General features: G+C 40.1%; 28 protein-coding genes and 1 pseudogene. All 29 read left to right on the top strand.

Annotated elements, in window-relative coordinates; genetic code table 11:
- The first annotated feature begins 3 nt into the window (after window positions 1-3).
- The 29 genes and pseudogenes from BS1321_RS04245 (at window position 4) to dxr (ending at window position 25,944) form a co-directional block, all read left to right on the top strand.
- Entirely contained in the window at window positions 4-390 is a 387-nt protein-coding gene (locus BS1321_RS04245) for a TIGR02530 family flagellar biosynthesis protein (RefSeq protein WP_063231861.1), read from the top strand.
- Window positions 391-462: 72 nt separating this feature from the next.
- A complete protein-coding gene (locus tag BS1321_RS04240; RefSeq protein ID WP_063231860.1) occupies window positions 463-1,728 on the top strand; it encodes a flagellar hook protein FlgE in 1,266 nt (421 codons plus the stop codon).
- A 49-nt stretch (window positions 1,729-1,777) separates the two neighbouring features.
- The gene (locus tag BS1321_RS04235) at window positions 1,778-1,993 is read left to right on the top strand and encodes a flagellar FlbD family protein (protein ID WP_063232127.1); all 216 of its coding nucleotides are present in this window, start codon (window positions 1,778-1,780) and stop codon (window positions 1,991-1,993) included.
- The gene (gene fliL, locus BS1321_RS04230; RefSeq protein ID WP_063231859.1) at window positions 1,990-2,418 is read left to right on the top strand and encodes a flagellar basal body-associated protein FliL; all 429 of its coding nucleotides are present in this window, start codon (window positions 1,990-1,992) and stop codon (window positions 2,416-2,418) included. The genes BS1321_RS04235 and fliL overlap by 4 nt, the downstream gene beginning before the upstream one ends.
- A gap of 51 nt (window positions 2,419-2,469) precedes the next feature.
- Window positions 2,470-3,468, top strand: coding sequence for a flagellar motor switch protein FliM (gene fliM, locus BS1321_RS04225; RefSeq protein WP_063231858.1), 999 nt, complete (start codon window positions 2,470-2,472; stop codon window positions 3,466-3,468).
- Window positions 3,458-4,675 carry a flagellar motor switch phosphatase FliY gene (gene fliY, locus BS1321_RS04220; protein ID WP_063231857.1) on the top strand — a complete coding sequence of 406 codons (1,218 nt, stop codon included), beginning with the start codon at window positions 3,458-3,460 and terminating at the stop codon, window positions 4,673-4,675. Before fliM ends, fliY begins: the two co-directional genes overlap by 11 nt.
- A gap of 18 nt (window positions 4,676-4,693) precedes the next feature.
- Window positions 4,694-5,056, top strand: a complete 363-nt coding sequence (locus BS1321_RS04215; RefSeq protein ID WP_063231856.1) for a chemotaxis protein CheY — start codon at window positions 4,694-4,696, stop codon at window positions 5,054-5,056.
- A gap of 15 nt (window positions 5,057-5,071) precedes the next feature.
- Entirely contained in the window at window positions 5,072-5,731 is a 660-nt protein-coding gene (locus tag BS1321_RS04210) for a flagellar biosynthetic protein FliO (RefSeq protein ID WP_063231855.1), read from the top strand.
- Complete coding sequence (gene fliP / locus BS1321_RS04205) at window positions 5,728-6,393, top strand: flagellar type III secretion system pore protein FliP (RefSeq protein WP_063231854.1); 666 nt, start codon at window positions 5,728-5,730, stop codon at window positions 6,391-6,393. Before BS1321_RS04210 ends, fliP begins: the two co-directional genes overlap by 4 nt.
- 14 nt (window positions 6,394-6,407) lie before the next feature.
- Window positions 6,408-6,677, top strand: coding sequence for a flagellar biosynthesis protein FliQ (gene fliQ / locus BS1321_RS04200; protein ID WP_063231853.1), 270 nt, complete (start codon window positions 6,408-6,410; stop codon window positions 6,675-6,677).
- A 3-nt stretch (window positions 6,678-6,680) separates the two neighbouring features.
- Entirely contained in the window at window positions 6,681-7,457 is a 777-nt protein-coding gene (gene fliR, locus BS1321_RS04195; RefSeq protein WP_063231852.1) for a flagellar biosynthetic protein FliR, read from the top strand.
- Between the two features lies 1 nt (window position 7,458).
- Window positions 7,459-8,541, top strand: coding sequence for a flagellar biosynthesis protein FlhB (flhB, locus tag BS1321_RS04190; RefSeq protein WP_063231851.1), 1,083 nt, complete (start codon window positions 7,459-7,461; stop codon window positions 8,539-8,541).
- A gap of 40 nt (window positions 8,542-8,581) precedes the next feature.
- The gene (gene flhA, locus BS1321_RS04185) at window positions 8,582-10,618 is read left to right on the top strand and encodes a flagellar biosynthesis protein FlhA (protein ID WP_063231850.1); all 2,037 of its coding nucleotides are present in this window, start codon (window positions 8,582-8,584) and stop codon (window positions 10,616-10,618) included.
- Complete coding sequence (gene flhF / locus BS1321_RS04180; RefSeq protein WP_063231849.1) at window positions 10,615-11,772, top strand: flagellar biosynthesis GTPase FlhF; 1,158 nt, start codon at window positions 10,615-10,617, stop codon at window positions 11,770-11,772. The genes flhA and flhF overlap by 4 nt, the downstream gene beginning before the upstream one ends.
- Window positions 11,756-12,622, top strand: a complete 867-nt coding sequence (locus BS1321_RS04175; protein WP_063231848.1) for a MinD/ParA family protein — start codon at window positions 11,756-11,758, stop codon at window positions 12,620-12,622. Before flhF ends, BS1321_RS04175 begins: the two co-directional genes overlap by 17 nt.
- Before the next feature lie 10 nt (window positions 12,623-12,632).
- Window positions 12,633-13,744: pseudogene (locus BS1321_RS04170) on the top strand (protein-glutamate methylesterase/protein-glutamine glutaminase).
- Between the two features lie 6 nt (window positions 13,745-13,750).
- Window positions 13,751-15,793, top strand: coding sequence for a chemotaxis protein CheA (locus BS1321_RS04165; RefSeq protein WP_063231847.1), 2,043 nt, complete (start codon window positions 13,751-13,753; stop codon window positions 15,791-15,793).
- Between the two features lie 106 nt (window positions 15,794-15,899).
- Window positions 15,900-16,355: a chemotaxis protein CheW gene (locus BS1321_RS04160; protein ID WP_063231846.1), complete on the top strand. Its 456-nt coding sequence runs from the start codon at window positions 15,900-15,902 to the stop codon at window positions 16,353-16,355.
- A gap of 4 nt (window positions 16,356-16,359) precedes the next feature.
- Entirely contained in the window at window positions 16,360-16,986 is a 627-nt protein-coding gene (locus BS1321_RS04155; RefSeq protein ID WP_063231845.1) for a chemotaxis protein CheC, read from the top strand.
- Window positions 16,987-17,030: 44 nt separating this feature from the next.
- Window positions 17,031-17,486 (top strand): chemotaxis protein CheD, encoded by a 456-nt coding sequence (locus tag BS1321_RS04150; protein ID WP_063232126.1) that lies wholly within the window; start codon window positions 17,031-17,033, stop codon window positions 17,484-17,486.
- A gap of 126 nt (window positions 17,487-17,612) precedes the next feature.
- Window positions 17,613-18,377 carry a FliA/WhiG family RNA polymerase sigma factor gene (locus tag BS1321_RS04145; protein ID WP_063231844.1) on the top strand — a complete coding sequence of 255 codons (765 nt, stop codon included), beginning with the start codon at window positions 17,613-17,615 and terminating at the stop codon, window positions 18,375-18,377.
- Between the two features lie 258 nt (window positions 18,378-18,635).
- Window positions 18,636-19,274 carry a hypothetical protein gene (locus tag BS1321_RS04140; protein ID WP_063231843.1) on the top strand — a complete coding sequence of 213 codons (639 nt, stop codon included), beginning with the start codon at window positions 18,636-18,638 and terminating at the stop codon, window positions 19,272-19,274.
- Window positions 19,275-19,428: 154 nt separating this feature from the next.
- Entirely contained in the window at window positions 19,429-20,142 is a 714-nt protein-coding gene (gene rpsB / locus BS1321_RS04135; RefSeq protein ID WP_053345349.1) for a 30S ribosomal protein S2, read from the top strand.
- Window positions 20,143-20,450: 308 nt separating this feature from the next.
- On the top strand, window positions 20,451-21,335 hold the full coding sequence (gene tsf / locus BS1321_RS04130; RefSeq protein WP_063231842.1) for a translation elongation factor Ts: 885 nt from the start codon (window positions 20,451-20,453) through the stop codon (window positions 21,333-21,335).
- A gap of 125 nt (window positions 21,336-21,460) precedes the next feature.
- Entirely contained in the window at window positions 21,461-22,183 is a 723-nt protein-coding gene (pyrH, locus tag BS1321_RS04125; protein WP_057913387.1) for a UMP kinase, read from the top strand.
- Between the two features lie 3 nt (window positions 22,184-22,186).
- The gene (frr, locus tag BS1321_RS04120) at window positions 22,187-22,744 is read left to right on the top strand and encodes a ribosome recycling factor (RefSeq protein ID WP_034313637.1); all 558 of its coding nucleotides are present in this window, start codon (window positions 22,187-22,189) and stop codon (window positions 22,742-22,744) included.
- Window positions 22,745-23,143: 399 nt separating this feature from the next.
- Entirely contained in the window at window positions 23,144-23,917 is a 774-nt protein-coding gene (locus BS1321_RS04115; RefSeq protein WP_063231841.1) for an undecaprenyl pyrophosphate synthase, read from the top strand.
- Between the two features lie 25 nt (window positions 23,918-23,942).
- Window positions 23,943-24,740, top strand: a complete 798-nt coding sequence (locus BS1321_RS04110) for a phosphatidate cytidylyltransferase (protein WP_063232125.1) — start codon at window positions 23,943-23,945, stop codon at window positions 24,738-24,740.
- Between the two features lie 43 nt (window positions 24,741-24,783).
- Entirely contained in the window at window positions 24,784-25,944 is a 1,161-nt protein-coding gene (gene dxr / locus BS1321_RS04105) for a 1-deoxy-D-xylulose-5-phosphate reductoisomerase (RefSeq protein ID WP_063231840.1), read from the top strand.
- Window positions 25,945-25,950 lie beyond the last annotated feature (6 nt).

The following is a 25,950-nucleotide window of genomic DNA, read 5'->3' as shown; positions in this document are numbered from 1 at the left end:
AATATGAATAAACTTGGTTTTCAAGCAAATTCCGCTCAGCTGATGTCACAAACAAAATTACCCTTGAGGCAAAGGCAGATGATCCAACAAGGCTTTCAACAGCATTTTCAAACTGCTGTCCCCATAAATGAAAAATTGACCATTAGTAAACATGCTCAATTGCGGATGAGTCAAAGGAATATAGAAATAGCACCACAAACCTGGGAGAAAATAGCTGATAAAACCAATGAAGCCAAAAAGATGGGTGTAACCGAATCTCTTATCATTACAGATAATGCGGCACTCATAGTAAGCACGAAAAACAACAAGGTCATCACGGTCATGGACAGGGATGAAGCAATATCACAAATTTTCACGAACATCAATGGAACCATAATTTTAGATAAATAGGCTGAACCTGAAACAGTAAGCCTAGACTGTGAAATGACGGAAGCAGTCGTTATATGAAAGGGGAGCTTTTACATGCTTCGTTCAATGTATTCGGGAATAAGCGGATTAAAAAACTTACAAACAAAATTGGATGTTATCGGTAATAACGTCGCCAATGTCAATACATATGGTTTCAAAAAAAGCCGTGTGACATTCAGCGATGCGATGAACCAAACGGTATCTGGTGCAAGTGCAGCAACAGCCAATAAAGGCGGAACCAATTCTAAACAAATTGGATTGGGCTCCACGATTGCTACAATCGATACGATCCATACACAGTCAAGCCTGCAAACCACCGGCCGCGATCTTGATTTAGGAATATCTGGTGATGGCTATTTCGTCGTCAAACAAGGCGATTCTCTTTCATATACACGTGCAGGAAACTTTTATTTGGATGATAATGGTACGCTTGTTAACGCGAATGGTTTGAAAGTACAGGCTTACAAGGTTGATGAAAACGGGAAACGATCAAAAACGATTGGCGAAGTTGCTGTTAACGTCAATGCGATTTTACCTGCCATTACCACTACTAAAATATCAGTAAGTGGAAATCTAGCTGCTGACGCAATTGATGGTACCGTATTTAGCCAGCAAATGAAAGTCGTAGATGAAAAGGGGAAAGAACAAACGGCAACTATTTATTTCCAAAAAACAGGTGGTGATAAATGGGAGCTTTTTGATGAAGAACCTGCTCCTTTGGAGGATACATCAACTACTGAACCAAAACCGTTCACTTCGGTGAGTTTCGATGCTAATGGTCAGATAGTGGCAGGTGATAAAACCCAGGCAGGTAAAACCATTAACATTTCAGGCGGCAAAGAGGATGACTCGGATACAGCGGTCGATGAAAGCGTTCAAAAAGTTAATTTGGATTTTGATTTCTCAAACCTTACTCAAGTTAAAGGTTCCACCACTGCTCTTGTCAATCCGAATGGTAATAAAGAAGGTAAACTGGAAAGCTTTAATATTGGTTCATCAGGGGAAATAAATGGCGTTTATTCCAACGGTCTGATCACAACCTTAGGTCAACTGGCCGTCGCCAAGTTTTCCAATGCATCAGGCTTGACGAAAACGGGTGGTAATACTTTTCAGGAATCAATCAATTCAGGTACTGCCAACATCAATATCGCAGGTGAAGGGCGAGGTGTGATTGCATCAGGTTCTTTGGAAATGTCCAATGTGGATTTATCCGAAGAATTTACTGAAATGATCGTTGCGCAACGTGGTTTCCAGTCGAATTCAAGGATCATCACGACGTCGGATGAAATTTTACAAGAATTGGTTAACTTAAAACGATAGGATAAGGGAGGGAGGAGCCGGGTGCTTTTTGCTCTGGCTCCTAAATATCATTATCAAAGTCACAAGGCTCAATGGAAAATGCTTTCATATCAATGCATTGTACATAGACACAGTTGAGTCATTGCCAGATACGACCATTACTTTTACAAATGGTAAGAAAATCGTTGTGCTAGAGAAGGAAGAGGAACTGGTTGAAGCTATTATACAATTTTATCGTACCGTTAATATTCTCGGTTTTCGTAAGGATGTGGAGGAAAGTTCATGAAAAAAAATCTAATGACTATTATGTCGATTATACTCGTGGCTATAACGCTTGTAGGTGTCATAGCGGTCGTGGTTGTGACAAAGTTATCTGATCCCACATCTGCCGAAGATAAACCTAGCATTGACGAAATTGTCAAATCATCAGTTGAGATTCCTGAAATTACTACGAATCTTGCGGGCAATGATTATATCAAAATCTCATTTATGGTTCAAACAGAAAATAAAAAAGCAAAAGAAGAGTTGGAAAAAAGAAATTTTCAAGTGAAAAATATTATCATTACCGAACTGTCCGAAATGAAAGCGGAAGAGTTAACCGGTAAAAAAGGCAAGGAAAAGCTTCAAGAAGCGTTAAAGACTAGAATGAATGAATTAATGGAAGAAGGAAAAGTTGAAAAGGTTTATATAACCTCCTCGATTCTGCAATAAGAACATCCTTGCTCATTAAATAAGAAGGGGAAGCTTTGGAGGTGAGTGTTAATGTCCGGGGAAATATTATCGCAAAATGAAATCGATGCTTTGTTATCGGCCATTTCCACAGGTGAAATGGATGCAGATGATTTTAAAAAAGTAGAAGTAGAAAAAAGAGTGAAAGTATACGACTTTAAAAGGGCGCTTCGGTTTTCAAAGGATCAAATCCGCAGTTTGACTAGGATACACGAGAACTTTGCAAGACTGCTGACCACATACTTCTCTGCTCAGCTTAGAACATATGTCCAAATATCCGTTGCTTCGGCAGATCAAATACCATACGAAGAGTTTATCCGATCGATTCCGAAAATGACCATCATGAATGTTTTTGAGGTGCCACCCTTGGATGGCCGAATCATTCTTGAGGTCAACCCGAATATCGCTTATTCCATGATGGATCGCGTTTTGGGCGGGCGGGGCATAAGCGTGAATAAGGTAGATAGTTTAACGGAAATAGAAACGAAAATCATGTCGAATTTATTCGAGAAGGCTTTTGAAAATTTACAGGAGGCTTGGGGAACGATTGTTGAAATCGAACCGGTGATGACAGAGTTCGAGGTGAATCCACAATTTTTACAACTGGTTTCGCCCAACGATACTGTTGTGGTCATTTCCTTGAATACACATATCGGCGAAACAAGCGGGATGATTAATGTTTGTATTCCTCACGTCGTATTGGAACCGATCATACCAAAATTATCTGCTCATTATTGGATGGAAAATTCCCAAAAGGAAAAAATCCCAGAGGAAATCATGATTTTGGAAAAGCGGATCCGAAACGCAGATCTTCCCATTATTTCTGAACTTGGTTCTACGGACATCACCATCCAGGATTTTTTGCTGCTTGATGTTGGCGATGTCATCGATTTAAATAAGGCAATCGATGAACCTTTGACGATTACAATTGGAGGGATCCCAAAATACAGCGGGCAGCCAGGAAAAGTGGGGAAAAAACATGCTATCCAGATTCTTGATATTTTGAAAGGGGGAGACGAAGATGGTAAGTGATGGAATGCTTTCGCAAGACGAGATAGATGCCCTTTTAAAAGGTACAAGTGATATAGAAGATGAGGTGATCCCTCTCTCGATTGACGATTATTTATCAATGATGGAACTCGATGCCCTCGGTGAAATTGGTAATATCTCCTTCGGGAGTTCGGCCACTGCCCTATCCACTTTGTTGAATCAGAAAGTGGAAATCACCACCCCGACGGTTACCTTAATTGAACGGGGACAGATCGCGGAAGAATTCCCGCATCCGTATGTAGCGATTCAAGTGCAATATACAGAAGGTTTTTCAGGTATAAATATGCTGGTCATCAAGCAGAGCGATGCTGCTATCATTGCAGATTTGATGCTTGGAGGAGATGGGGAGAATCCTTCTGATCTGCTTGGAGAAATTCAATTGAGTGCTGTCCAGGAAGCCATGAACCAAATGATGGGTTCCGCTGCTACATCCATGTCGACCATTTTTAGTAAAAAAGTGGATATTTCTCCACCTAGCATAGATTTACTTAACTTTCTAAATGGTGTAGGTGAAAATGCGATACCGGACGAGGATTTATTTGCAAAAATCTCGTTCCGTCTCCGTGTCGGTAACTTAATTGATTCCAGTATTATGCAATTGTTACCATTAGAGTTTGCTAAAGGGTTAGTTTCTGAATTATTAAATGGGACGAGTGAAAGCGAACCTACCGATATGAAAACGGAAAAAGGACTTAGTGATCCAGTAACAAACATTCCAACTCAGCAGCCGGCACCTTTCCAGGACACCCGGTCTGATCGATCGGCAAATGAAACTTATGGACAAAACGGTCACCAGACACAACCTACGAACCAAATACCGAATGTACCACAACATTTTGGAGTTTCATCCGTTCCAACAGGACAGCCGGTAAATGTTCAGCATGCCAGTTTCACTAGTTTTCAGCCTTATCAGCTTCAGGAGTCTGAAACGAAAAATCTCAGCATGCTGATGGATATCCCTTTGCAAGTAACTGTGGAGCTTGGAAGAACGAAACGCTGCGTCAAGGATATTTTGGAGCTTTCCTCCGGATCAATCATCGAATTGGATAAATTAGCAGGAGAGCCAGTGGATATCCTGGTAAACAGCCGCTTGATAGCAAAAGGCGAAGTAGTAGTGATTGATGAAAACTTTGGGGTCCGTGTTACGGATATCATGAGCCAAAGCGACAGATTAAATAAAATCAGATAAATTTGGGGGACGAATATAATGGCGAATAGAATTTTAATTGTGGACGATGCAGCATTTATGAGAATGATGATAAAGGATATCCTTTCTAAAAACGGTTTTGAAATTGTCGGCGAAGCAGCAGATGGCGCGCAAGCGGTGGAAAAATATAAAGAAACGCATCCGGATCTTGTAACGATGGATATTACCATGCCTGAAATGGATGGAATTACAGCTTTAAAAGAAATAAAAAAGGTGAATCCTCAAGCTAAGGTCATTATGTGTTCAGCGATGGGGCAGCAAGCCATGGTCATTGATGCGATCCAGGCTGGTGCAAAAGACTTTATCGTGAAGCCATTCCAGGCAGACAGGGTATTGGAAGCCATAAATAAAGCATTAAGTTAAGAGGGTGTCTTCATATTGTTTTTAATTAAAAAATGGCTTCAGGTCTCACTGATGATAGCAGTATTCTTCTCTGGGGCCATACAGGTCCATGCGGAAGATCTTGAAAAAACAGTGAAGGATGTTTATAAACAGCCAGATGATTTAAAGGTGGATAATGATGAATCAAAAGACTCGAAATCTACCAAACAGGCTTCGAATCCTGACAAAGTGGGGATAACTGTTTGGGAGTTTCTGAGGATGATATTTGCTACTATTTTTGTAGTGGCCCTTCTATATATCCTATTAAAATTCATCAATAAAAAAAGTAAATCGTATCAAAAGGCAAATTCAGTGGAGAATTTAGGCGGTACGAGCCTTGGTGCAAATCGTTCTGTGCAGCTTGTTAAAGTCGGCGGGCGAATATTGGTGATCGGGGTTGGCGAAAATATTCAGCTCTTGAAAGAAATAGATGATCCCAAGGAATATGAACAGCTTTTGAAAGATCACAACGATAAGATCGATCAAATGATCCAGCCTGGGGGACTTGCAATGAAGTTGAAAAATAAGTGGTTGAAGAAAAGCGGATCCGAAACCGCTAGTTTCTCTGCAGAGTTCAAAAATCAACTTGATCAAATGTCTGATAGCAGGAAAAAGCTGTTAAAGGAGCTTGGTAGGAAAGGAAGAGACAAGGAATGAATGAGTTCATGGAGTTTTTTAATAACAGTGATCCTACTAATGTCTCTACTTCTGTCAAACTTGTTCTTCTAATGACTGTCTTATCGCTGGCTCCAAGCATATTGATCTTGATGACCTGTTTTACAAGAATTATCATTGTCCTGAGCTTTGTGAGAACGTCGCTAGCTACCCAGCAGATGCCGCCGAATCAGGTGTTGGTCGGCCTGGCACTTTTCATGACATTCTTCATAATGGCACCGACTTTTCAGGAAGTGAATGAAAAGGCATTAACCCCGTTATTTAATGAAGAGATAGATTTAGAAGAGGCATATGTACAGGCCTCGATACCATTTAAGGAATTCATGAGTGCCCATACAAGGCAAAAGGATCTGGCCTTATTCTTGGAGTATGCCAAGGTGGATAAGCCGGAAACGATACAGGACATTCCCTTGACTGCCTTTGTACCAGCCTTTGCCATCAGTGAAATCAAAACAGCTTTTCAAATAGGTTTTATGATTTTCATTCCATTTTTGGTTATTGATATGGTCGTTGCAAGTGTCCTGATGTCAATGGGAATGATGATGTTGCCGCCAGTCATGATTTCCCTGCCATTTAAAATCCTCCTTTTCATTCTTGTTGACGGATGGTATTTAGTAGTGAAGTCTTTATTACAGAGTTTTTAAGCAGGTGAGAAAAAATGAGTGCAGAGTTTGTTATTGATATTGCAGAAAAAGGAATTTATATGGTATTGATTATCGCTGGCCCATTGATGGTAATCGCTCTTATTATAGGACTATTAGTAAGCATCTTTCAGGCGACTACACAGATTCAGGAACAAACCTTGGCATTTGTTCCGAAAATCGTCGCAGTCTTATTGGGACTCATTTTATTGGCTCCATGGATGCTGAGCCACCTATTATCATATGCAAATGAAATATTCGGTAATCTGAATCGATTTGTAGGGTAGGGCATGGAGGAATTATTTCCGCACTTTCCCGCCTTTTTATTAATTGTGGTCCGGGTAACTACGTTTTTCGTGGCCATGCCGATTTTTTCGTACCGTTCAATACCGGTACAACATCGGGTAGGGCTTGGGATCTTCCTTGCCTGGATCATGTACTACACCATCGATGCTCCGGTTCTGGAATTGGATGTCACATTTTATTTATTGATCATGAAGGAAGCGCTGGTTGGGCTTTTCATCGGTTTTGCATCTTATATGATTTTATCGGCCGTTCAAATCGCTGGCGGATTGATTGATTTTCAAATGGGTTTTTCAATTGCGAATGTCATCGATCCCCAAACGGGGGCACAAAGCCCGTTGATGGGACAATACCTTTATACAATTGCTTTATTATTCCTATTGAGTACTAACGGACATCATTTGCTTTTGGATGGGATTTTTTATAGTTATCAGTTCATCCCGATAGACCAATTATTTGTACCATTCGGAGATCATACACTGATAGAATATTTGGCCAGAGCTTTCAGCAAAGCTTTCATGATTGCTTTTCAAATGTCCATACCTGTAGTGGGAAGTATTTTTTTAGTGGATGTCACGCTAGGGATCCTTGCCAGGACAGTCCCTCAATTAAATGTGTTCGTTGTCGGGATTCCAGTGAAAATCATTGCCGGCTTAGCAGTTATCATACTGGTAATGGGGATGATGATGACGGTCGTAACCCAACTCTTCAATTTCTTGCTATTGACTATGCGTCAACTAATGCAGTTGATTGGAGGCGTTTGATATGGAGAGTTATCAGCTGGATTTACAGTTTTTCGCTGGTGAGAAGACCGAAAAGGCGACTCCAAAAAAACGTCAGGATTCGAAGAAAAAAGGTCTGGTGGCAAAGAGTCAGGATGTTAATACCTCTGTGAATTTAATTGCAGTGTTTTCAGTGCTATTGCTTATGGGACCGTACATGTATAATCATTTGCTCGGTCTCATGAAAGAATACCTGCAACATTTTACCTTGACTGGATTCAGCGAGGAGTATATGCAAATTATCATGATTGAGGTTTTAAAGGAGATGGGTCTTATCCTAGGACCCGTTTTAGCAGCAACGATAGTGGCTGGGATATTGGCCAATGTCATGCAAATCGGTTTTTTGTTTTCGACTGAATCCATTCAGTTCAAACTTGATAAATTGGATCCCATTAAAGGATTCAAACGTATTTTTTCAATAAGGGCCATTGTTGAATTATTGAAATCCATTCTTAAAATATCATTTGTTGGTTTTGTTGCCTTATATGTACTATGGCAGCGCATGGACGAGATTATGATTTTATCACAGATTTCTGTGGAAGAAGCGATGGCAACATTGGCGGATATTACGATTAAAGTAGGATTTTATGCTGCCGTGGCTTTATTGTTCATTGCTCTATTAGACTATTTGTACCAAAAATATGACTTTGAAAAAAACATCCGGATGTCCAAACAGGATATTAAGGATGAGTATAAAAATTCCGAAGGGGACCCGCTCATCAAATCCAAGATAAAGCAAAAGCAAAGGCAGATGGCCGCTCAAAGAATGATGCAGGAAATTCCCAATGCGGATGTCGTTATCACTAACCCGACGCATTTTGCTATTGCTTTAAAATATGATGAAGAAAAAGCTAAGGCTCCGTATGTAGTGGCAAAGGGTGTTGATTTTGTTGCTCAGAAAATTAAATTCATTGCTAAAGAAAACGATGTGATCATGGTGGAAAATCGGCCCTTGGCCAGATCTTTATATGATCAAGCTGAATTAGGCCAGGCGATACCTGAAGAGTTCTTTAAGGCGGTCGCTGAAATACTGGCCTTTGTATATAAAACCAAAGGTAGACTGTAAAGAAGTAATAGGGTAACCCGCTAGTTAGGAGAGAAAAAACATGCGAGCAAGGGATTTAGTTGTTATATCGAGCGTCATCATGATCGTTGCCATGTTGGTCATTCCATTGCCAACATGGTTGTTAAGTATTTTACTCCTTTTAAATATCTCTCTTGCGTTGCTGGTTCTATTGACTACGATGAATATGAAAGAACCTCTCGAATTTTCAATCTTTCCTTCCTTGCTCCTTTTACTGACATTGTTCAGGCTGGGGTTGAATGTTTCGACGACTCGTGCCATTTTGACCTATGGTGATGCTGGAGGAGTAGTAGAAACCTTTGGGTCGTTTGTAGTCGGCGGTAACGTGCTTGTAGGATTAGTTGTATTCATCATTTTGGTCATCATCAATTTCATCGTCATCACGAAAGGTTCCGAACGGGTCTCGGAGGTAGCGGCAAGGTTTACGCTGGATGCGATGCCAGGGAAACAAATGGCCATAGATGCAGATTTAAATGCTGGGATGATCTCCGAAAACGAAGCACGTGCCAGAAGGGAAAAAATTAGTAACGAAGCAGACTTTTATGGATCCATGGATGGAGCGAGTAAGTTTGTTAAAGGGGACGCCATAGCGGGCATCATCATTGTCATCATTAACTTGATTTTCGGTATGATCATTGGCGTCATGCAATTAGACATGAGCTTTGGAGAATCAGCCGTCCATTTTTCCATGTTATCGGTTGGTGACGGTATCGTGAGTCAGGTTCCTGCTTTATTGATTTCTACAGCTACGGGAATAGTCGTAACCCGGGCAGCCTCGAATGGAAACCTCGGAGCGGACATTGTTGAACAGTTATTTCAATTTCCCAAAATGCTTTACCTAACAGCAGCAACCATTTTTCTTTTAGGGTTATTCACACCCATTTCCGACTTATTCACCATTCCGATTGCTGCTTTATTAGTTGTTGGAGGGTATACAATTTCAAGGATACCAAAGCAGGACGAACGTGAATTACAAGAAATGGAAGAAGTGCTAGAAACCGATGAAATGAAAAGTCCAGAAAGCGTCGTTAACCTTTTAAGTGTCGACCCGATCGAATTTGAGTTTGGGTATGGATTGATTCCGCTTGCGGATGCCAATCAAGGGGGAGACCTGCTGGACCGGGTCGTCATGATCCGCAGGCAGCTTGCAATTGAATTGGGGCTCGTGATCCCTGTCGTCAGAATACGTGATAACATTCAGTTGAATCCCAATGAGTATCGTCTGAAGATTAAAGGAAGTGTCATGGCAAAGGGGGAATTGCTCCTTAATCATTTCTTGGCCATGAGTCCAGGGATGGAGGATGATTCAATAGAAGGAATTGATACGATAGAACCATCTTTCGGTTTACCGGCCAAGTGGATCACGGATGATATGAAAGAACAAGCCGAGATGTTGGGTTATACAGTTGTAGACCCGCCAAGTGTTGTATCCACTCACTTGACGGAAGTCATAAAGGCCAATGCGCAGGAATTATTGGGCAGGCAGGAAACGAAACAATTGATTGATCATCTCAACGAATCGGCACCTATACTAGTAGGGGAAGTCACTCCGAATCCCTTGTCTATAGGAGATGTACAAAAGGTATTGGCAAAATTATTAAAGGAAAAAGTTTCAATAAGGAACTTACCGATTATTTTCGAAACACTTGCTGATTATGGCAAGTTATCGACTGACACAGATTTGCTAACTGAATATGTAAGGCAGAATTTAGCCAGACAAATAACGAATTCTTTTATTTCGGATGAAAATAGAATTAAAGTCATAACATTATCGGGAAAAGTGGAAAAGACCATCGCGGATGGTGTACAGCAAACCGAACATGGTAATTTTTTATCATTGGATCCAACTATATCGCAATCCATATTGGAGGCTATTGCAGCCAAATTGGGAGAGCTGACCCTAATGGATCACCAACCGATCTTACTCTGCTCTCCAGCAGTAAGGATGTATGCCCGGCAATTAACTGAACGTTATTTTCCTAATGTACCGATTCTTTCATACAATGAACTTGAATCGAATGTAGAAGTACAAAGTGTAGGGGTGGTGATTTTTGATTGAAGGTAAAGAAATATTTGGCACCATCAATGAACGAGGCAATGAAGCGAATAAGGGAAGAACTAGGCAGTGATGCGGTAATCTTAAGCTCAAAGGCAGTATATACTGGTGGTTTCTTAGGATTGTTCAAAAAGAGGAATATTGAAGTCATTGCAGCCATAGACCCCGTGTCCCACCCGATCCAAACCGTAACCAAACAAAAGTCCAAGAAGTTGCCATCAAAGCTGGAAATGGCAAGTCATGCCCCTGAATCTAATGACGGCAGTAGGGAAAGTGCTGACTTATTAAAAGAAATCGAAGGTTTGAAAGATATGCTAAAGAGTTTGCAAATCTATTCACCTGATAGAAAATTTCCGGGGAAACTGCAGAAAATCCACGTATACCTAACCGAGCAGGAAGTGGATATATCACTTAGGTCCCAAATCATGGATGAACTACTTGAAAAATGGTTCGTTTTTAAACAACAATCCACTGATGAAGAGGTTCAAGTTTGGTTGGAAGAAGCCATGTTCGCTATTTTGGAAAAGGTTGAAAACGGAAAATCCGGGCTGCGAAAAAAGTATATTAATATTGTTGGCCCAACAGGTGTGGGAAAGACAACGACCCTGGCAAAAGTAGCTGCGGAAACCATGTTAAAGCATGATAAAAAGGTGGCTTTCATTACGACGGATACTTACAGGATTGCTGCAATAGATCAACTTAAGACATATGCCAAGATTTTAAACGTTCCAATTGAAGTCGCTTATAATTTGGAAGACTTCAAAAGGGCGGCTGAACGTTTCTCACATTATGATTTTGTTTTTATTGATACGGCCGGAAGGAATTTCCGCAACCCGCAATATGTTAAGGATCTTAATGAAATCATTCATTTTACAGATGAGATGGAAACCTATTTAGTGTTGTCATTGACTTCTAAACAAAAGGATATGGAAGATATTTATCGACAGTTTGCTACCATACCGATTAAACAGGTCATTTTTACAAAAGCGGACGAAACTTCCACTTTCGGGCCGATATTCAATTTTATACACACTCATAAATTAGGAGCCGCCTATATAACAGATGGACAGAATGTACCGGACGATATTGAAATAGCTACATCATCAAAGCTATTGGAAACGGTTTTTTGGGCTAAAAAATATGAAAGATCAAGCTGAGAATTTACGAAGTAGATTGGAAGCCCTCCAAAATCAATCAATGGCCAAAACGATTGCCGTTTTAAGCGGTAAAGGTGGAGTGGGAAAATCAAACTTTTCTTTGAATTTTTCCATTGCCTTATCCCAAAGAGGCAAAAAAGTACTGTTGTTCGACATGGATATCGGTATGGGGAATATTGATATTTTGATCGGGGAGCACTCGCCCTGCAGTATTATTGATTTTTTTGAAAAAGATTGTAGTTTGAAGGATATCATCATGGCAGGACCGGGAAATATTTCAATCATTACAGGTGGAACAGAGGTGACGAATCTCTTTTCACTTGATGAAGATAAGTATTCCCGTTTTAATGAAGAATTCAGTTTGTTGTTGGAGAATTACGATTATATCTTATTTGATATGGGTGCAGGCATCACTCAGGATTCCATGAAATTCATGTTATGTGTGGATGAATTAGTCGTTATCACGACGCCTGAACCTACTTCTATCATGGATGTATATTCCGCAATGAAATATATTCATTCAGTAAATAAAGAGATTCCATTGTTCCTAGTTTGCAATCGTGTTTTCACGAGTAAGGACGGCAAAGAAACGATTAAGCGGCTCCAAAATGCACTAGTGAAATTTTTGGGTATGGAAGCTGTAGCCCTAGGGTACTTGCCAGATGATAGAAGCGTACCCAAATCTGTTACAAAACAAATGCCCTTTCTCCTTTTCGATTCTGAAGCCGATATATCCAAAGCCATTATGGACATTGCTTCGAGATATGCAAATCATTCATTTGGTGAAGAATTGACTTTGCAAAAAAGCCATTTCCTCCAAAATATGAAGAGATATTTTTTGGGAAAGTAGGTCTCCTAATATGGGTAAAGTAAAAGTGCTGATAGTGGACGATTCTGCGTTTATGAGAAAGTTGATTTCAGAGTTTTTAGAGAAGATAGCAGGGTAGAAGTCATCCGGACTGCCAGAAATGGAAGAGATGCCATAGACAAAATAAAGGCTTTAAAACCCGATGTCGTGACTTTGGATGTGGAAATGCCGATTATGGACGGATTGGAAGCATTAAACCGGATCATGAATGAATGTCCAACCGCTGTAGTCATGTTATCAAGCACATCGAAAAAAGGAACGGAAAATACATTTGCCGCCATGAACAGTGGAGCCTTTGACTTTGTGGCTAAACCTTCGGGTGCCATTTCATTGGATTTACATAAAATAAAGAAAGAACTCCATGAAAAAGTTATGGCTGCCAGCAGGGCAAATGTTCACAAACTAGAAAAAAATGCGATAAATATTGAAAGAAGTGCATCCGTTTGGAAAGAATATAGTGAAATAGATTCAATATAATCGTTAAAAAACGAAAAAAATAAAGAAAAATGGTCCTATGGGCACAAAAAAATAATAGTCGTCGGTACATCAACAGGAGGCCCGAGTGCTCTGCAGACCGTCTTGACAGGACTCCCGGAAGAAATTGATGCTCCCATACTCATTGTTCAGCATATGCCCCCCAGTTTCACAAAATCCTTGGCAACACGCCTGAATTCATTATGCAAGATTAAAGTGAAGGAAGCTGAAGAGGGAGAACTGATTCAAAAAGGTGTCGCCTACATCGCACCTGGAGGTTTTCACTTGAAAGTGAGGAAAGTCGGAATGAGTTGGGCAATCCTTTTGGATCAATCCGAATTGCGTAATGGACATCGCCCGTCGGTTGATGTGCTATTTGAATCGGTAAGTGAAATGAATGATTCTGCAAAAATAGCCGTCATCATGACCGGGATGGGGATGGACGGGTCAATGGGGCTTACCAAGCTTAAACAAAATGGGCCATTAAAAGCGATAGCCGAATCACAGGAGACATCAATCGTTTTTGGTATGCCTAAGGCGGCAATCAATACCAAGTTAATAGATAGCATAGAGGATGTAGAAAAAATAGCTAAAGCGATAATAAGCTATTGTTATCACGTGGAGGTGTGAGATTGTATGGATATGAATCAGTATTTAGAGGTATTTATTGAAGAAAGTAAAGAACATCTTCAAACGTGCAGCGAACAGTTGCTGGTACTCGAAAAGAACCCGGAAGACCTCTCGATCGTAAACGAAATCTTTCGTTCCGCCCATACCTTAAAAGGGATGTCGGCAACTATGGGGTATGAGGATCTAGCCAATTTAACTCATAAAATGGAGAATGTGTTGGATGAGATCCGAAACAGTCAAATCGCCCTTTCGCCTGAATTGTTTGACGTGATATTTTTAGCGGTTGATGATTTAGAGGCGATGGTCATGTCCATTGCTGAAGGTGGAGATGGAAAAAGAAATGTGAAGGGAGTTGTCCATCAGCTGGAAATGATTGAAAAAGGGGAGTCGCCCATTTCTTCCACCATTGCAGAGATTGCAGCAGCTTCTGCCGTCCTTGAAAAGGAGGAAATGACTGCGGGAGAGTACGATGAATTTGAGTGGACAGTACTTCAGCAGTCCAAAGATCAAGGCTTCAACAGCTACGAAATTTCGATAGGGTTGCGTGAAGACTGTCTTTTAAAAGCTGCCCGGGTGTTTATGGTTTTCGAGGTGCTTGAAAAGTCAGGTGAAGTAATCAAGTCACACCCACCCGTCGAACTTTTGGAAGAAGAGCAATTCGATCAGCAATTTACGGTCACGATGGTAACAACAGAATCGGTTGAAGAGATAACGAAAAAAATCATGAAGGTTTCAGAAGTGGATCAAGTTGTTGTAAATGCCCTTGATCTTGAAGGCTTGCGGCATGCACCCAATTCTAAAGAGGATAAAGTTGCTGAAATTCCGGAACAAGAGACAAATAATGCCTTGATTCCAACTGATAATGATGATAGGAAAAAACAGGCACCCGTTAAGACGCCATCAAGCAAGACCATTCGGGTGAACATTGAGCGGCTTGATATATTAATGAACTTATTCGAGGAACTAGTAATCGATAGAGGCAGACTTGACCAAATTTCTAGTGATTTGGATAATCAAGAATTGCATGAAACAGTAGAAAGAATGTCCCGTATAACAAGTGATTTACAAACAATCGTATTGAATATGCGGATGGTGCCCGTGGAAACTGTATTCAATCGTTTTCCTAAAATGGTTCGTCAATTGGCAAGGGATTTAAACAAGAAAGTCAATTTGGAAATCAACGGTGCCGAAACGGAACTTGATCGTACAGTCATTGATGAAATCGGTGATCCTCTCGTCCATTTATTAAGAAACGCCATGGATCATGGAATTGAAACACCTGAAGTACGTCTGGAGAAAGGAAAGAATGAAGAAGGTAAAATCCTGTTAAAAGCATATCACAGCGGCAATCATGTTTTCATTGAAATCGAGGATGACGGTGCAGGCATTAATAAAGATCGAGTCTTGAACAAGGCGCTATCCAATGGGATATTAACTAAGGAAACTGCCGCCACCCTAACGGATAAGCAAATCTATGAACTGATATTCGCTTCTGGTTTCTCAACAGCGGAAACCATTTCAGATGTATCAGGACGCGGTGTAGGGCTGGATGTGGTTAAAAATACTATTGAGTCCCTCGGTGGATCTGTCACGATCGATTCCAAAGAGAATGAAGGATCCATCTTCCTTATTCAGCTTCCGCTTACATTGTCCATTATTTCTGTCATGCTGGTTGCAATCCAAAACGAAAAATATGCCATACCGCTTTCCTCCATTATAGAAACAGCAATCATAAAAAAAGCAGATATCATGAATGCCCATAATCAACAAGTTATTGACTTCAGGGGGAGGGTTCTACCGCTTCTGTTCTTGAAAGATATATTTGAAGTGCCTATCAGTCAGGAAGAAGAAGAGTCCCTCTCTGTAGTCATTGTAAGAAAAGGCGATAAATTAGCAGGATTAGTCGTTGATTCATTTATCGGGCAGCTGGAAATCGTTCTGAAATCACTAGGTAATTATTTAACTAGTGCATTTGCAGTATCGGGGGCAACGATACTTGGTGATGGTCAAGTTGCTTTAATCATAGATTGCAACACATTGATTCATTGAATGATAGATAAATGGGGTAGGGTAATGGGACGTTGGTTCGAACGTGTCGATTCAGAATTCGTCAAGACTTCACAATCATCATGAGTTTTTTAATGGAGGGGAATAGATGTCGGAGGATATGAAAGTAATCGTATTTCAAATTAAGGATAAAGAATATGCAATTCCAGTGGATAAGGTCAGTGGTATCGAAAAGCTTCTGCATATTACCAGAGTTCCAAAGGCTGTAAAATTTGTTAAGGGAGTCATAAATTTAAGGGGTGTAATCACTCCAATTATTGATTTACGGGTTCGTTTTGGTTTCGAAGAGGTGGAATACGATGAATCAACAAGGATTATCATCGTCATTTTGGATGATATGGAAGTTGGGTTAATAGTGGACTCTGCCAATGATGTTTTGGATATTCCAGTGGAAAGTATCGAACCTCAGCCTGAAGTTGTGGGACATTTGGCTTCAGAATACATTAGCGGAGTGGCTAAAATTGAAAAGCGACTGCTCGTCCTAATTAATTTGGAGAAGGCTTTAAGTCTAGAAATGACTGAAAATATGTTAAGAGAAGGATAATCATATGTCGTTCATCGAGAAAATCAACCCTCTTCAACTCGATATTTTGAAGGAAATCGGTAATATAGGTGCAGGGAACGCAGCAACTGCGCTTTCTACCATCCTTAATAGGAAAATTGATATGAATGTTCCTAATGTCCGAATCGTTTCCTTTGATGAAATGATGGAAATGGCTGGCGGGGCCGATCACGTCGTTGCCAGCGTTTTCCTTAGAATTGAAGGTGATGCTTCAGGGAGTATGTTTTTTATCCTTTCGCTACCTGTAGCTGAATACTTGATTCGTAAGATGATTGGTGATGAGTCCTTTTTGATAAATTCCGTACCCTATACTGAATTGGCACTCTCTTGCCTTCAGGAATTAGGGAATATTTTATCGGGATCCTATCTCTCTTCCCTTTCTGATTTCACCCGATTGAATATCTATCCATCCGTTCCATCCTTGAGCATCGATATGGTAGGGGCAACGATCAGTTATGGATTATTGGAATTATCTCAAGTAAGTGACGCAGCCATAGTCATTGATATTGTACTTGAAAAAGACCAGCTTTTTGCTGACTCCATTAATGGTCATTTCTTTCTATTACCTGATCCCGAATTTTTTGATATCATTTTTTCCGCTTTAGGAGTGTGACTGAATTGTTAAAGGTACAGGTTGTTAAGGTTGGAATAGCGGATATGAATATAATAAAACCTTCTTATACGATTCGTACTACCGGGTTGGGGTCGTGTGTTGGTGTTGTGATTTATGATAAAAAAAAAGAAATTGCAGGTTTGGCACATATCATGCTGCCTGACTCTTCACTCGCTAAATCGGGACAGATAAACGTTGCCAAATTTGCAGATACGGCGATAAAGGAATTAGTGCAGATTTTAGTAAAAGAAGGCGCAAGAATGCAATTCCTAAAAGCGAAGTTGGCTGGCGGAGCGCAAATGTTTCAATTTGCCTCCGGAGGGGATTTAATGAGAATAGGACCCCGGAATGTGGAAGCTGTCCGGAAAGAGTTATCTGACTTGCGCATTAGAGTCGTTGCCGAAGATGTTGGCGGGAATAGCGGAAGAACAATTGAATTCAATTTAAATAATTGTTTGCTAAATATACGGACCGTTACAAAAGGGACTAAAAACATATAGGATCGGATTTGGCTTTTGAAAAGCCAAAAATATGACAGATACACTTGCAACCGTAATATTATTACATTTATGGCTTTAGGGGCCGTTTTGATTACAAATCGTATAACAATGTTAGGAGGAGGTCCAATGTCTCATCTGACCATCGAAGAAGAGCAGTTATGTTGGAAAAATTGGGTGGACTGCAGAGATCCGCTAGCCGGGGACATTTTGGTAAAGAAATACATACCACTCGTATCATATCATGTTCAACGTATTTCAGTAAGTCTTCCTAAAAATGTGAGCCGGGATGATATAAGGAGTTTAGGGATGATGGGGTTATTCGATGCCCTGGAACGTTTTGATACGAAGCGTGACCTGAAGTTTGACACATATGCTTCATTTAGAGTTCGTGGTGCTATTTTAGATGGATTAAGAAAAGAGGATTGGCTTCCACGGAGTGCAAGAGATAAAGCCAAGAAAATTGAATCTGCAATAGAAAAGCTGGAGCAGCAATACATGAGGAACCTTTTGCCAAATGAGATTGCCGCTGAATTGAATATCCCGGAAGATGAAGTATATGCTGCATTAAATGAGAATTTCTTTGCCAATGTACTATCAATGGATGAAAATCCCCAAGAGGACGATAAAGAAAGCGCGAATTTTCATATTAAAGATGAAAAGGCGGATTTACCTGAGGAATATGTGTTAAGGGAAGAACTGTATGTGGAATTAGCCAAAGTCATAGAAACCCTTAATGAAAAAGAACAGTTGGTTTTACAGCTTTTTTATAAAGAAGAACTAACATTAACCGAAATCGGACAAGTGATGAGCCTATCTACGTCCCGTATATCCCAAATTCACTCGAAAGCGATATATAAATTAAGAAACACGATGCAAGATCAAAAGATTTAATCATGATATTTTGATTGAAGAGGAGGGCTATGGAGTCTGGGAAGCATAAAGATTGAACGAAGAAAGCCACTATATGTCAACTTGAAAGAATTCTTACGGGTACCCGCCTCAATATATGTTTTGAAATCACAGGATGTTCGAACTGTACTTTGTCAAGAAAAGCGTAGAGAAAGTAATCAAGAATAAAACAACAGTGAAAAAAATCCCAATCCGTATAAAGGTAACAGGATTGACTATTCCGGTTAATTAGGAGGCAACATGTCAGCATTTTTTATATTTCTGTTGTTTGTATTAAACATATTCACCATTTTTGCCATCATCGTTTTATATCTTCGTCAAAATCGTTTAAGTAAGTTGGAAAAAGACCAAAAAGCCATCATTGGAGAAATGGAACAACTTTTGTCTGGTTATTTAATGGAGATGAAAGAGGACAACGAGACATTGGTAAAGGCATTCACCAATTCGGTGGCAATGAATCCCGAGCATGGACAAAAAGGACAAGAACATGGCTCAATCAAAGAAACAAAGGAAGATAAAGAAGAAAAACATGAACAAAACATGCTGCTAGAGTATAAAGAGGGAAGCCATTCCGCCGCTAAAAAGCAGGCGATTAACGCCTATAAAATAATGCCTGAAGAAAATGAGGCCAATGCATTACCCGTAAAAGTCGAGGACAAATTGGAGCTTTCATCGGCTGCCACTTCCCCTCAAAACGAGAGGAAGCCGGCTGACATGGAATTTTCGGACATGCTGCAGGCTTCGTTAAATGAACGGTCATTAAATGAAAAAGTGGATATATTAGCGGATCAAGGACATTCAGTAGAGGAAATCGCCAAAAAGTTAGGTTCCGGTCAAACGGAGATAGAGCTATTACTAAAGTTTCGCAAGAATAGATAAAGATATCTCTTGATTGTGCAGAGCCATTATGATATATTATGAAATGGTGTTAATACACACGCCCCGTGATTCTTGCAGATGGTGCTGTTACGACAGTTTCTGTATGAAAATGATCGGTGCGGAGGAAAAACAAAACCATTTAGGAGGAACTAAAATGTCAGTCATTTCTATGAAACAATTGCTTGAAGCTGGTGTGCATTTCGGACACCAAACACGTCGCTGGAACCCGAAAATGAAGAAATATATCTTCACTGAGCGTAACGGCATCTACATCATCGACCTTCAAAAAACAGTTAAAAAGGTTGAAGAAGCTTATAACTTCGTGAAAGAACTAGCTGCTAACGGTGGTACTGTTCTTTTCGTTGGAACTAAAAAACAAGCTCAAGAATCTGTTAAAGAAGAAGCTATCCGTTCTGGTATGTACTATGTAAACCAACGTTGGTTAGGTGGAACTTTAACAAACTTTGAAACAATCCAAAAACGTATCACTCGTCTTAAAGATATCGAAAAAATGGAAGAAAACGGAACTTTCGAAGTACTTCCTAAAAAAGAAGTTATCCAACTTAAAAAAGAATGGGATCGCTTAGAGAAATTCTTAGGCGGTATTAAAGATATGAAGACTCTTCCAGATGCGATCTTCGTTATCGACCCTCGTAAAGAGCGTATTGCTGTTGCGGAAGCACACAAATTACACATTCCACTTGTTGGTATCGTTGATACAAACTGTGACCCGGATGAAATCGATGTAGTTATTCCTGCGAATGACGATGCAATCCGTGCTGTTAAATTATTAACAGGTAAAATGGCAGATGCTATCTTAGAAGCTAAACAAGGCGAAGAAACAGCAACTGAAACAACTACTGCTTAATAAGTAAAAAAGGTTGCTTATTCAGTAAGAAAAAGGTGATAAGAGGATAATGCCTTTTATCCCTTTTTTTTGCACTAAATAAACATACATAAAATCACTGTACGTAATGTCTTTTTAAAAAGGTATGGTCGATTTTTAAGGGATGAAAATCATCAGCTAGTTTAGTTCCGTCAAATTGACTGAAAAAGTGGATGTTTTTTCTGAAATATTGCCAAGGGTCGTTATTTTCTTTGATGATAACAAGTATTTTTTGGCAATAATGGGTAAAGATTGAATAAACTGCATTTAATTTGAGGAGGATATATATTATGGCAATCACTGCACAATTAGTTAAAGAATTGCGTGAAAAAACTGGTGCCGGTATGATGGACTGTAAAAAGGCACTTGTACAAACAGAAGGCGATATGGAAAAGGCAATCGATTTCCTACGTGAAAAAGGAATTGCAAAAGCTGCTAATAAAGGCGACCGTATTGCTGCTGAAGGTTTAACTTCAATCGTTGTAGAAGGAAACCAAGCGGTTATTCTAGAAGTGAACTCAGAAACTGATTTCGTTGCTAAAAACGAAGGCTTCCAAAATCTTGTTAAAGAATTAGCTGCATTCCTTCTTGCTAACAAACCTGAAAGCGTTGAAGCAGCTCTTGAGCAAACAATGGAAAATGGAGCAAAAGTAGCAGATCATATCAATGCTGCTGTTGCTAAAATCGGGGAAAAATTAACTCTTCGTCGTTTCCAAGTCGTTTCTAAAACAGATAACGACGCATTTGGTGCATACCTTCACATGGGTGGACGTATCAGCGTACTATCAGTTCTTGAAGGTACAACTGACGAAGAGGCAGCTAAAAGCGTTTCAATGCATATCGCTGCAATTAACCCTAAATATATCTCTCGCGATCAAGTAGATGCTAGTGAATTAGAACGCGAACGCGAAGTTCTTACGCAGCAAGCGCTTAATGAAGGAAAACCTGAAAAAATCGTTGCGAAAATGGTTGAAGGACGTATCAATAAATTCTACGAAGAAATCTGTGTTAACGAACAAGCTTTCGTTAAGAACCCTGATCAAAAAGTGGGACAATTCGTTGAATCAAAAGGCGGAAAAATCCAATCATTCGTTCGTTATGAAGTAGGGGAAGGTCTTGAAAAACGTCAAGAAAACTTTGCTGAAGAAGTAATGAACCAAGTTAAAAAAGACTAATTGTCAGATAATTAATAATGGGGAACACTCTTGTGTTCCCTATTTTTTGAAATATCATGAATTTTTGGTAGTATTGCAAGAAAGCATGATGAACGAATGAAAAGATTACATAGTTGGAGGTTCTCATGAGTAACGCTAAATATAAACGTGTCGTTCTAAAACTAAGTGGCGAAGCATTAGCCGGTGAAGAAGGATTTGGAATTAACCCTGCAGTAATTAAATCTATTGCTGAACAAGTCAAGGAAGTGGCTGAGCTTGATGTTGAAGTGGCTGTTGTTGTCGGCGGCGGAAACATTTGGCGCGGGAAAATAGGCAGTGAAATGGGCATGGATCGTGCTAATGCCGATTATATGGGTATGCTGGCTACAGTCATGAACTCATTGGCATTACAAGACAGCCTTGATCAGCTTGGAATTGAAACGCGCGTGCAAACTTCCATTGAAATGAGACAAGTCGCAGAACCATACATTAGACGCCGTGCAATCAGGCATCTAGAGAAAAAGAGAGTGGTGATTTTTGCAGCTGGTACAGGTAATCCATACTTCTCAACGGATACCACTGCCGCCCTGCGTGCTGCTGAAATTGAAGCTGATGTCATCTTGATGGCGAAGAATAATGTGGATGGCGTTTACAATGCAGATCCGGTTAAGGACAAAAATGCAGTGAAGTATGATGAACTTTCCTATCTTGATGTGATTAAAGAAGGGTTAGAAGTAATGGATTCAACTGCGTCCTCACTATGCATGGACAATGATATTCCATTGATCGTCTTCTCGATCATGGAAAAAGGTAATATTAAACGGGCCGTTTTAGGCGAAACGCTTGGAACTATTGTAAGGGGGAAATAAAAGATGCCGAAACAAGTTATTTCGAATGCGAAAACGAAAATGGAAAAAGCCATTGGAGCGTACACACGTGAATTAGCAAGCATCCGTGCCGGAAGGGCAAACGCCTCATTGCTAGATAGAATCTCGATTGATTATTATGGTTCGCCGACACCAGTTAATCAGGTGGCTGGTATTTCTGTCCCGGAAGCTAGACTATTAGTAATTCAACCATATGATAAAACGGTATTGGGTGAAATCGAAAAGGCGATTTTGAAATCAGACTTAGGCTTAAATCCTTCTAATGATGGATCGATCATCAGGATAGCCATCCCGGCGTTAACTGAAGAGCGCAGAAAAGAGCTTGTGAAAGTTGTGAAAAAAGAAGCGGAAGAAGCGAAAATAGCTGTCCGTAATGTGCGTCGCGATGCTAATGATGATTTGAAAAAGCTTGAAAAAAGTGGTGAAATCACTGAAGATGATTTACGTGGTTATGCTGATGACATCCAAAAGATGACAGATGGAAATATCACGAAAATCGATGAAATTACAAAAGATAAAGAAAAAGAAATTTTGGAAGTATAATTTCCATTGAAGAATTGATTAAATAAAGAGGGCCGAATCCATACTGGGTCATGTCTTGGTTCTAACATATAGGTGTGCTTAAAGGAGAAAACTGTTATAATAAGGTTTCTCCGATAATGATTACTCCTTGAGTTAGTATGTTGCATGCAAACGTTGGAGGTGGTCCTTTTTTTGCATTTTTCATGGTAATCATAACCGGTTTTAGAAAAAAAGAAGTAATGATTTCTCCCTTTCTAGCTTCTAATGAAGAAATAATTTTCATAATAATAATATGAGAACCAGTTTTTTTTTGATATTATAATATAGATTCTTTTTAAGCGGCAGAAAGCTTGATATACATAGTGCACGAAAACTTTGCCTTTGTAGAGAGATAAGTACAACCTGATGGGGGACTAACATATGTATTCACTTTGGAAGCGTTTCGTTAAAAAAGATGCTTCTTCCGATGTAACAAATAGGATTCAGCATATTAAACAGTTTGATGTTCCTCAGCATATCGCCATCATTATGGATGGGAACGGCCGTTGGGCCAAAAAGCGTGCATTGCCACGTGTGGCGGGTCATCATGAAGGAATGAAAACCGTTCGTAGAATTACTAAAGTTGCCAATAAATTAGGGGTCAAAACTTTGACAGTCTATGCGTTTTCCACTGAAAATTGGAAACGTCCGAAAAGTGAAGTCGACTTTTTGATGAAGCTTCCCCAGGAATTTCTTGGGACATTTTTACCCGAGCTCATTTCCGAAAATGTAAGAGTTGAAACGATTGGGGACTTGTCACTCATTCCGTCACATACTCAAAATGCCGTTAAACGGGCGATGGAAGACACGAAAGACAATGATGGGATGATTCTGAATTTTGCCCTGAACTATGGAAGCCGCGGGGAGATTGTATCTGCAGTGAATAGCATCGTTCAAGATGCTAAGAATGGTATAATAAAGGAAAATGTAACTGAGGAAATGCTATCCAGTTACCTGATGACCAAACATTTGTTGGATCCTGATTTACTGATCCGTACAAGCGGTGAAATCCGATTAAGTAATTTCATGCTTTGGCAGGCGGCTTATACTGAGCTGTGGTTTACTGAGGTGCTATGGCCGGATTTTAGTGAAGAGCATTTATTGCAGGCAGTTGAGGAGTATCAAAAGCGTTCACGAAGATTCGGTGGCGTTTAATGTAGAAGGCGAGGAAAATGGAATAATGAAACAACGAATAATTACGGCGGTCGTAGTTGCCGCTATCTTCATTCCACTAGTCATTTTAGGGGGCACTCCCTTTTTACTGACGGTTTATCTGTTAGGGTCAATTGGTTTGTATGAACTGATGAAAATGAAAAAGTTACGTTTACTATCTTTTGAAGCATTTCTTTCTCACATTTTATTGTGGGTGCTTTTATTGCCTAATGAGCATACCGCTTTTTTAGCACAAATAAATTACGATAAAGTTCAAGTCTTCTTAATCGGGGTTTTGCTGCTGTTGCTTTATACAGTCATTTCAAAAAACCGTTTTACTTTTGATGACGCAGGCTTTCTAGTGATTTCAATCCTATACTTGGGGATAGGGTTCTACTACCTATTTGAAACACGTGACTCTTTGGGGTTGGGGCTGATTTATATCCTGCTTACCCTATTTACGATCTGGGCAACCGATTCCGGAGCTTACTTCATAGGTAAATCATTTGGTAAAAGAAAGCTATGGCCAGAAATAAGTCCAAACAAGACGGTGGAAGGATTTATTGGCGGGTTAATTTCCGCGATGGTAGTAGGTGTTCTATTTTACGCCTTCTCCAGCCTTGACTACACGTTATTACAATTATTATTGATTTCATTAATCATTGGGGTATTCGGCCAGTTGGGTGATCTCGTCCAATCGGCGTATAAACGTCATTATGGCGTTAAGGATTCAGGGAAGCTTCTCCCGGGACATGGTGGAATTTTGGACAGGCTTGATAGCGTGATATTCATTTTACCGATTTTGCATTTATTGCATGTTTTATAATATAAATATAGGCAAGCGTTATATGAATTAGGAGATGAACAATTTGAAAAATATCAGCCTTTTGGGCGCGACAGGATCGATTGGTCAACAAACAGCGGATGTAGTTAGGTCCCATCCAGATCAATTCAAGATCGTGGCGCTTTCTGCTGGAAAGAATATAGAATTGGTCAGGACTTATATACAAGAGTTTGAACCGAAACTGGTTTCAGTCCAGACGGAAGAAGATTATCATGTTTTGAAAAGTGAATTCTCCAGCAGCAAAGATATCGAGTTTATGTATGGGGATGAGGGATTGACTGCTGTTGCTGTTTACGGTCAGGCGACGATATTGGTCAATGCAGTCATCGGAAGCGTGGGTCTTTATCCGACACTACAAGCAATAAAGGCTAAAAAAGATATTGCTATCGCCAACAAGGAGACTTTGGTGACGGCAGGTCATTTGGTCATAAGTGAAGCAAAAAAAGCGGGGGTCAGATTGCTGCCAGTTGACAGTGAGCATTCCGCTATTTTTCAGGCCTTGCAAGGTGAAAAGGAAAAAAATATAGAACGTCTTGTCATTACTGCTTCAGGAGGCAGTTTTCGAGATCGGACCAGGGAAGAATTGAAGGATGTAACGGTGGAAGAGGCTCTGAACCATCCGAACTGGTCAATGGGAGCTAAAATCACGATCGATTCAGCATCAATGATGAATAAAGGATTGGAAGTAATTGAGGCCCACTGGCTATTCGATCTTCCCTACGATAAAATTGATGTATTGCTACATAAGGAGAGTATCATCCATTCCATGGTTGAGTTTCATGACTCCAGCGTGATAGCGCAACTGGGGACACCGGATATGCGGGTGCCGATACAATATGCACTTACTTATCCAGACCGTATTCCGCTAGCAGGTCGTAAAAGACTTAACCTTGCTGAAGCAGGCAAACTGCATTTTAGCGATATGGATTTCACCAGATATCCTTGTTTGCAATTCGCCTATAAAGCGGGTAAAATGGGCGGAACGATGACTACTGTGTTGAATGCCGCCAATGAAGCCGCAGTCTCTGCATTCTTATCTGGAAAGGTAACCTTCCTTGAAATTGAAACGTTGATTGAAAAGGCGCTGAATCAGCATTCCGTCATAGCCCTTCCAGATTTAGAAACGATTCAGGAAGTGGATCATATGACAAGGCAGTATATAGAATCTTTAGTGAGAGATAGGTGACCGGAA

Origin of the sequence: Peribacillus simplex NBRC 15720 = DSM 1321, from assembly GCF_002243645.1 — a bacterium.
GTDB lineage: Bacteria > Bacillota > Bacilli > Bacillales > DSM-1321 > Peribacillus > Peribacillus simplex.
Note: the sequence above shows the minus strand (reverse complement) of the source record. Positions and strands in the feature narration are given on the sequence as shown.

Excerpts from the sequence above, each read along its gene's own strand:
- BS1321_RS04175 (WP_063231848.1), top strand. The coding sequence starts at position 11,756 with ATGAAAGATCAAGCTGAGAATTTACGAAGTAGATTGGAAGCCCTCCAA.
- BS1321_RS04215 (WP_063231856.1), top strand. The coding sequence starts at position 4,694 with ATGGCGAATAGAATTTTAATTGTGGACGATGCAGCATTTATGAGAATG.
- flhA (WP_063231850.1), top strand. The coding sequence starts at position 8,582 with ATGCGAGCAAGGGATTTAGTTGTTATATCGAGCGTCATCATGATCGTT.
- pyrH (WP_057913387.1), top strand. The coding sequence starts at position 21,461 with ATGAGTAACGCTAAATATAAACGTGTCGTTCTAAAACTAAGTGGCGAA.
- fliY (WP_063231857.1), top strand. The coding sequence starts at position 3,458 with ATGGTAAGTGATGGAATGCTTTCGCAAGACGAGATAGATGCCCTTTTA.
- BS1321_RS04245 (WP_063231861.1), top strand. The coding sequence starts at position 4 with ATGAATAAACTTGGTTTTCAAGCAAATTCCGCTCAGCTGATGTCACAA.
- flhB (WP_063231851.1), top strand. The coding sequence starts at position 7,459 with ATGGAGAGTTATCAGCTGGATTTACAGTTTTTCGCTGGTGAGAAGACC.
- BS1321_RS04150 (WP_063232126.1), top strand. The coding sequence starts at position 17,031 with ATGAATATAATAAAACCTTCTTATACGATTCGTACTACCGGGTTGGGG.
- BS1321_RS04145 (WP_063231844.1), top strand. The coding sequence starts at position 17,613 with ATGTCTCATCTGACCATCGAAGAAGAGCAGTTATGTTGGAAAAATTGG.
- fliQ (WP_063231853.1), top strand. The coding sequence starts at position 6,408 with ATGAGTGCAGAGTTTGTTATTGATATTGCAGAAAAAGGAATTTATATG.
- BS1321_RS04140 (WP_063231843.1), top strand. The coding sequence starts at position 18,636 with ATGTCAGCATTTTTTATATTTCTGTTGTTTGTATTAAACATATTCACC.
- BS1321_RS04155 (WP_063231845.1), top strand. The coding sequence starts at position 16,360 with ATGTCGTTCATCGAGAAAATCAACCCTCTTCAACTCGATATTTTGAAG.
- BS1321_RS04240 (WP_063231860.1), top strand. The coding sequence starts at position 463 with ATGCTTCGTTCAATGTATTCGGGAATAAGCGGATTAAAAAACTTACAA.
- fliM (WP_063231858.1), top strand. The coding sequence starts at position 2,470 with ATGTCCGGGGAAATATTATCGCAAAATGAAATCGATGCTTTGTTATCG.
- frr (WP_034313637.1), top strand. The coding sequence starts at position 22,187 with ATGCCGAAACAAGTTATTTCGAATGCGAAAACGAAAATGGAAAAAGCC.
- BS1321_RS04115 (WP_063231841.1), top strand. The coding sequence starts at position 23,144 with ATGTATTCACTTTGGAAGCGTTTCGTTAAAAAAGATGCTTCTTCCGAT.
- BS1321_RS04160 (WP_063231846.1), top strand. The coding sequence starts at position 15,900 with ATGTCGGAGGATATGAAAGTAATCGTATTTCAAATTAAGGATAAAGAA.
- BS1321_RS04165 (WP_063231847.1), top strand. The coding sequence starts at position 13,751 with ATGGATATGAATCAGTATTTAGAGGTATTTATTGAAGAAAGTAAAGAA.
- rpsB (WP_053345349.1), top strand. The coding sequence starts at position 19,429 with ATGTCAGTCATTTCTATGAAACAATTGCTTGAAGCTGGTGTGCATTTC.
- fliL (WP_063231859.1), top strand. The coding sequence starts at position 1,990 with ATGAAAAAAAATCTAATGACTATTATGTCGATTATACTCGTGGCTATA.
- BS1321_RS04110 (WP_063232125.1), top strand. The coding sequence starts at position 23,943 with ATGAAACAACGAATAATTACGGCGGTCGTAGTTGCCGCTATCTTCATT.
- fliP (WP_063231854.1), top strand. The coding sequence starts at position 5,728 with ATGAATGAGTTCATGGAGTTTTTTAATAACAGTGATCCTACTAATGTC.
- fliR (WP_063231852.1), top strand. The coding sequence starts at position 6,681 with ATGGAGGAATTATTTCCGCACTTTCCCGCCTTTTTATTAATTGTGGTC.
- tsf (WP_063231842.1), top strand. The coding sequence starts at position 20,451 with ATGGCAATCACTGCACAATTAGTTAAAGAATTGCGTGAAAAAACTGGT.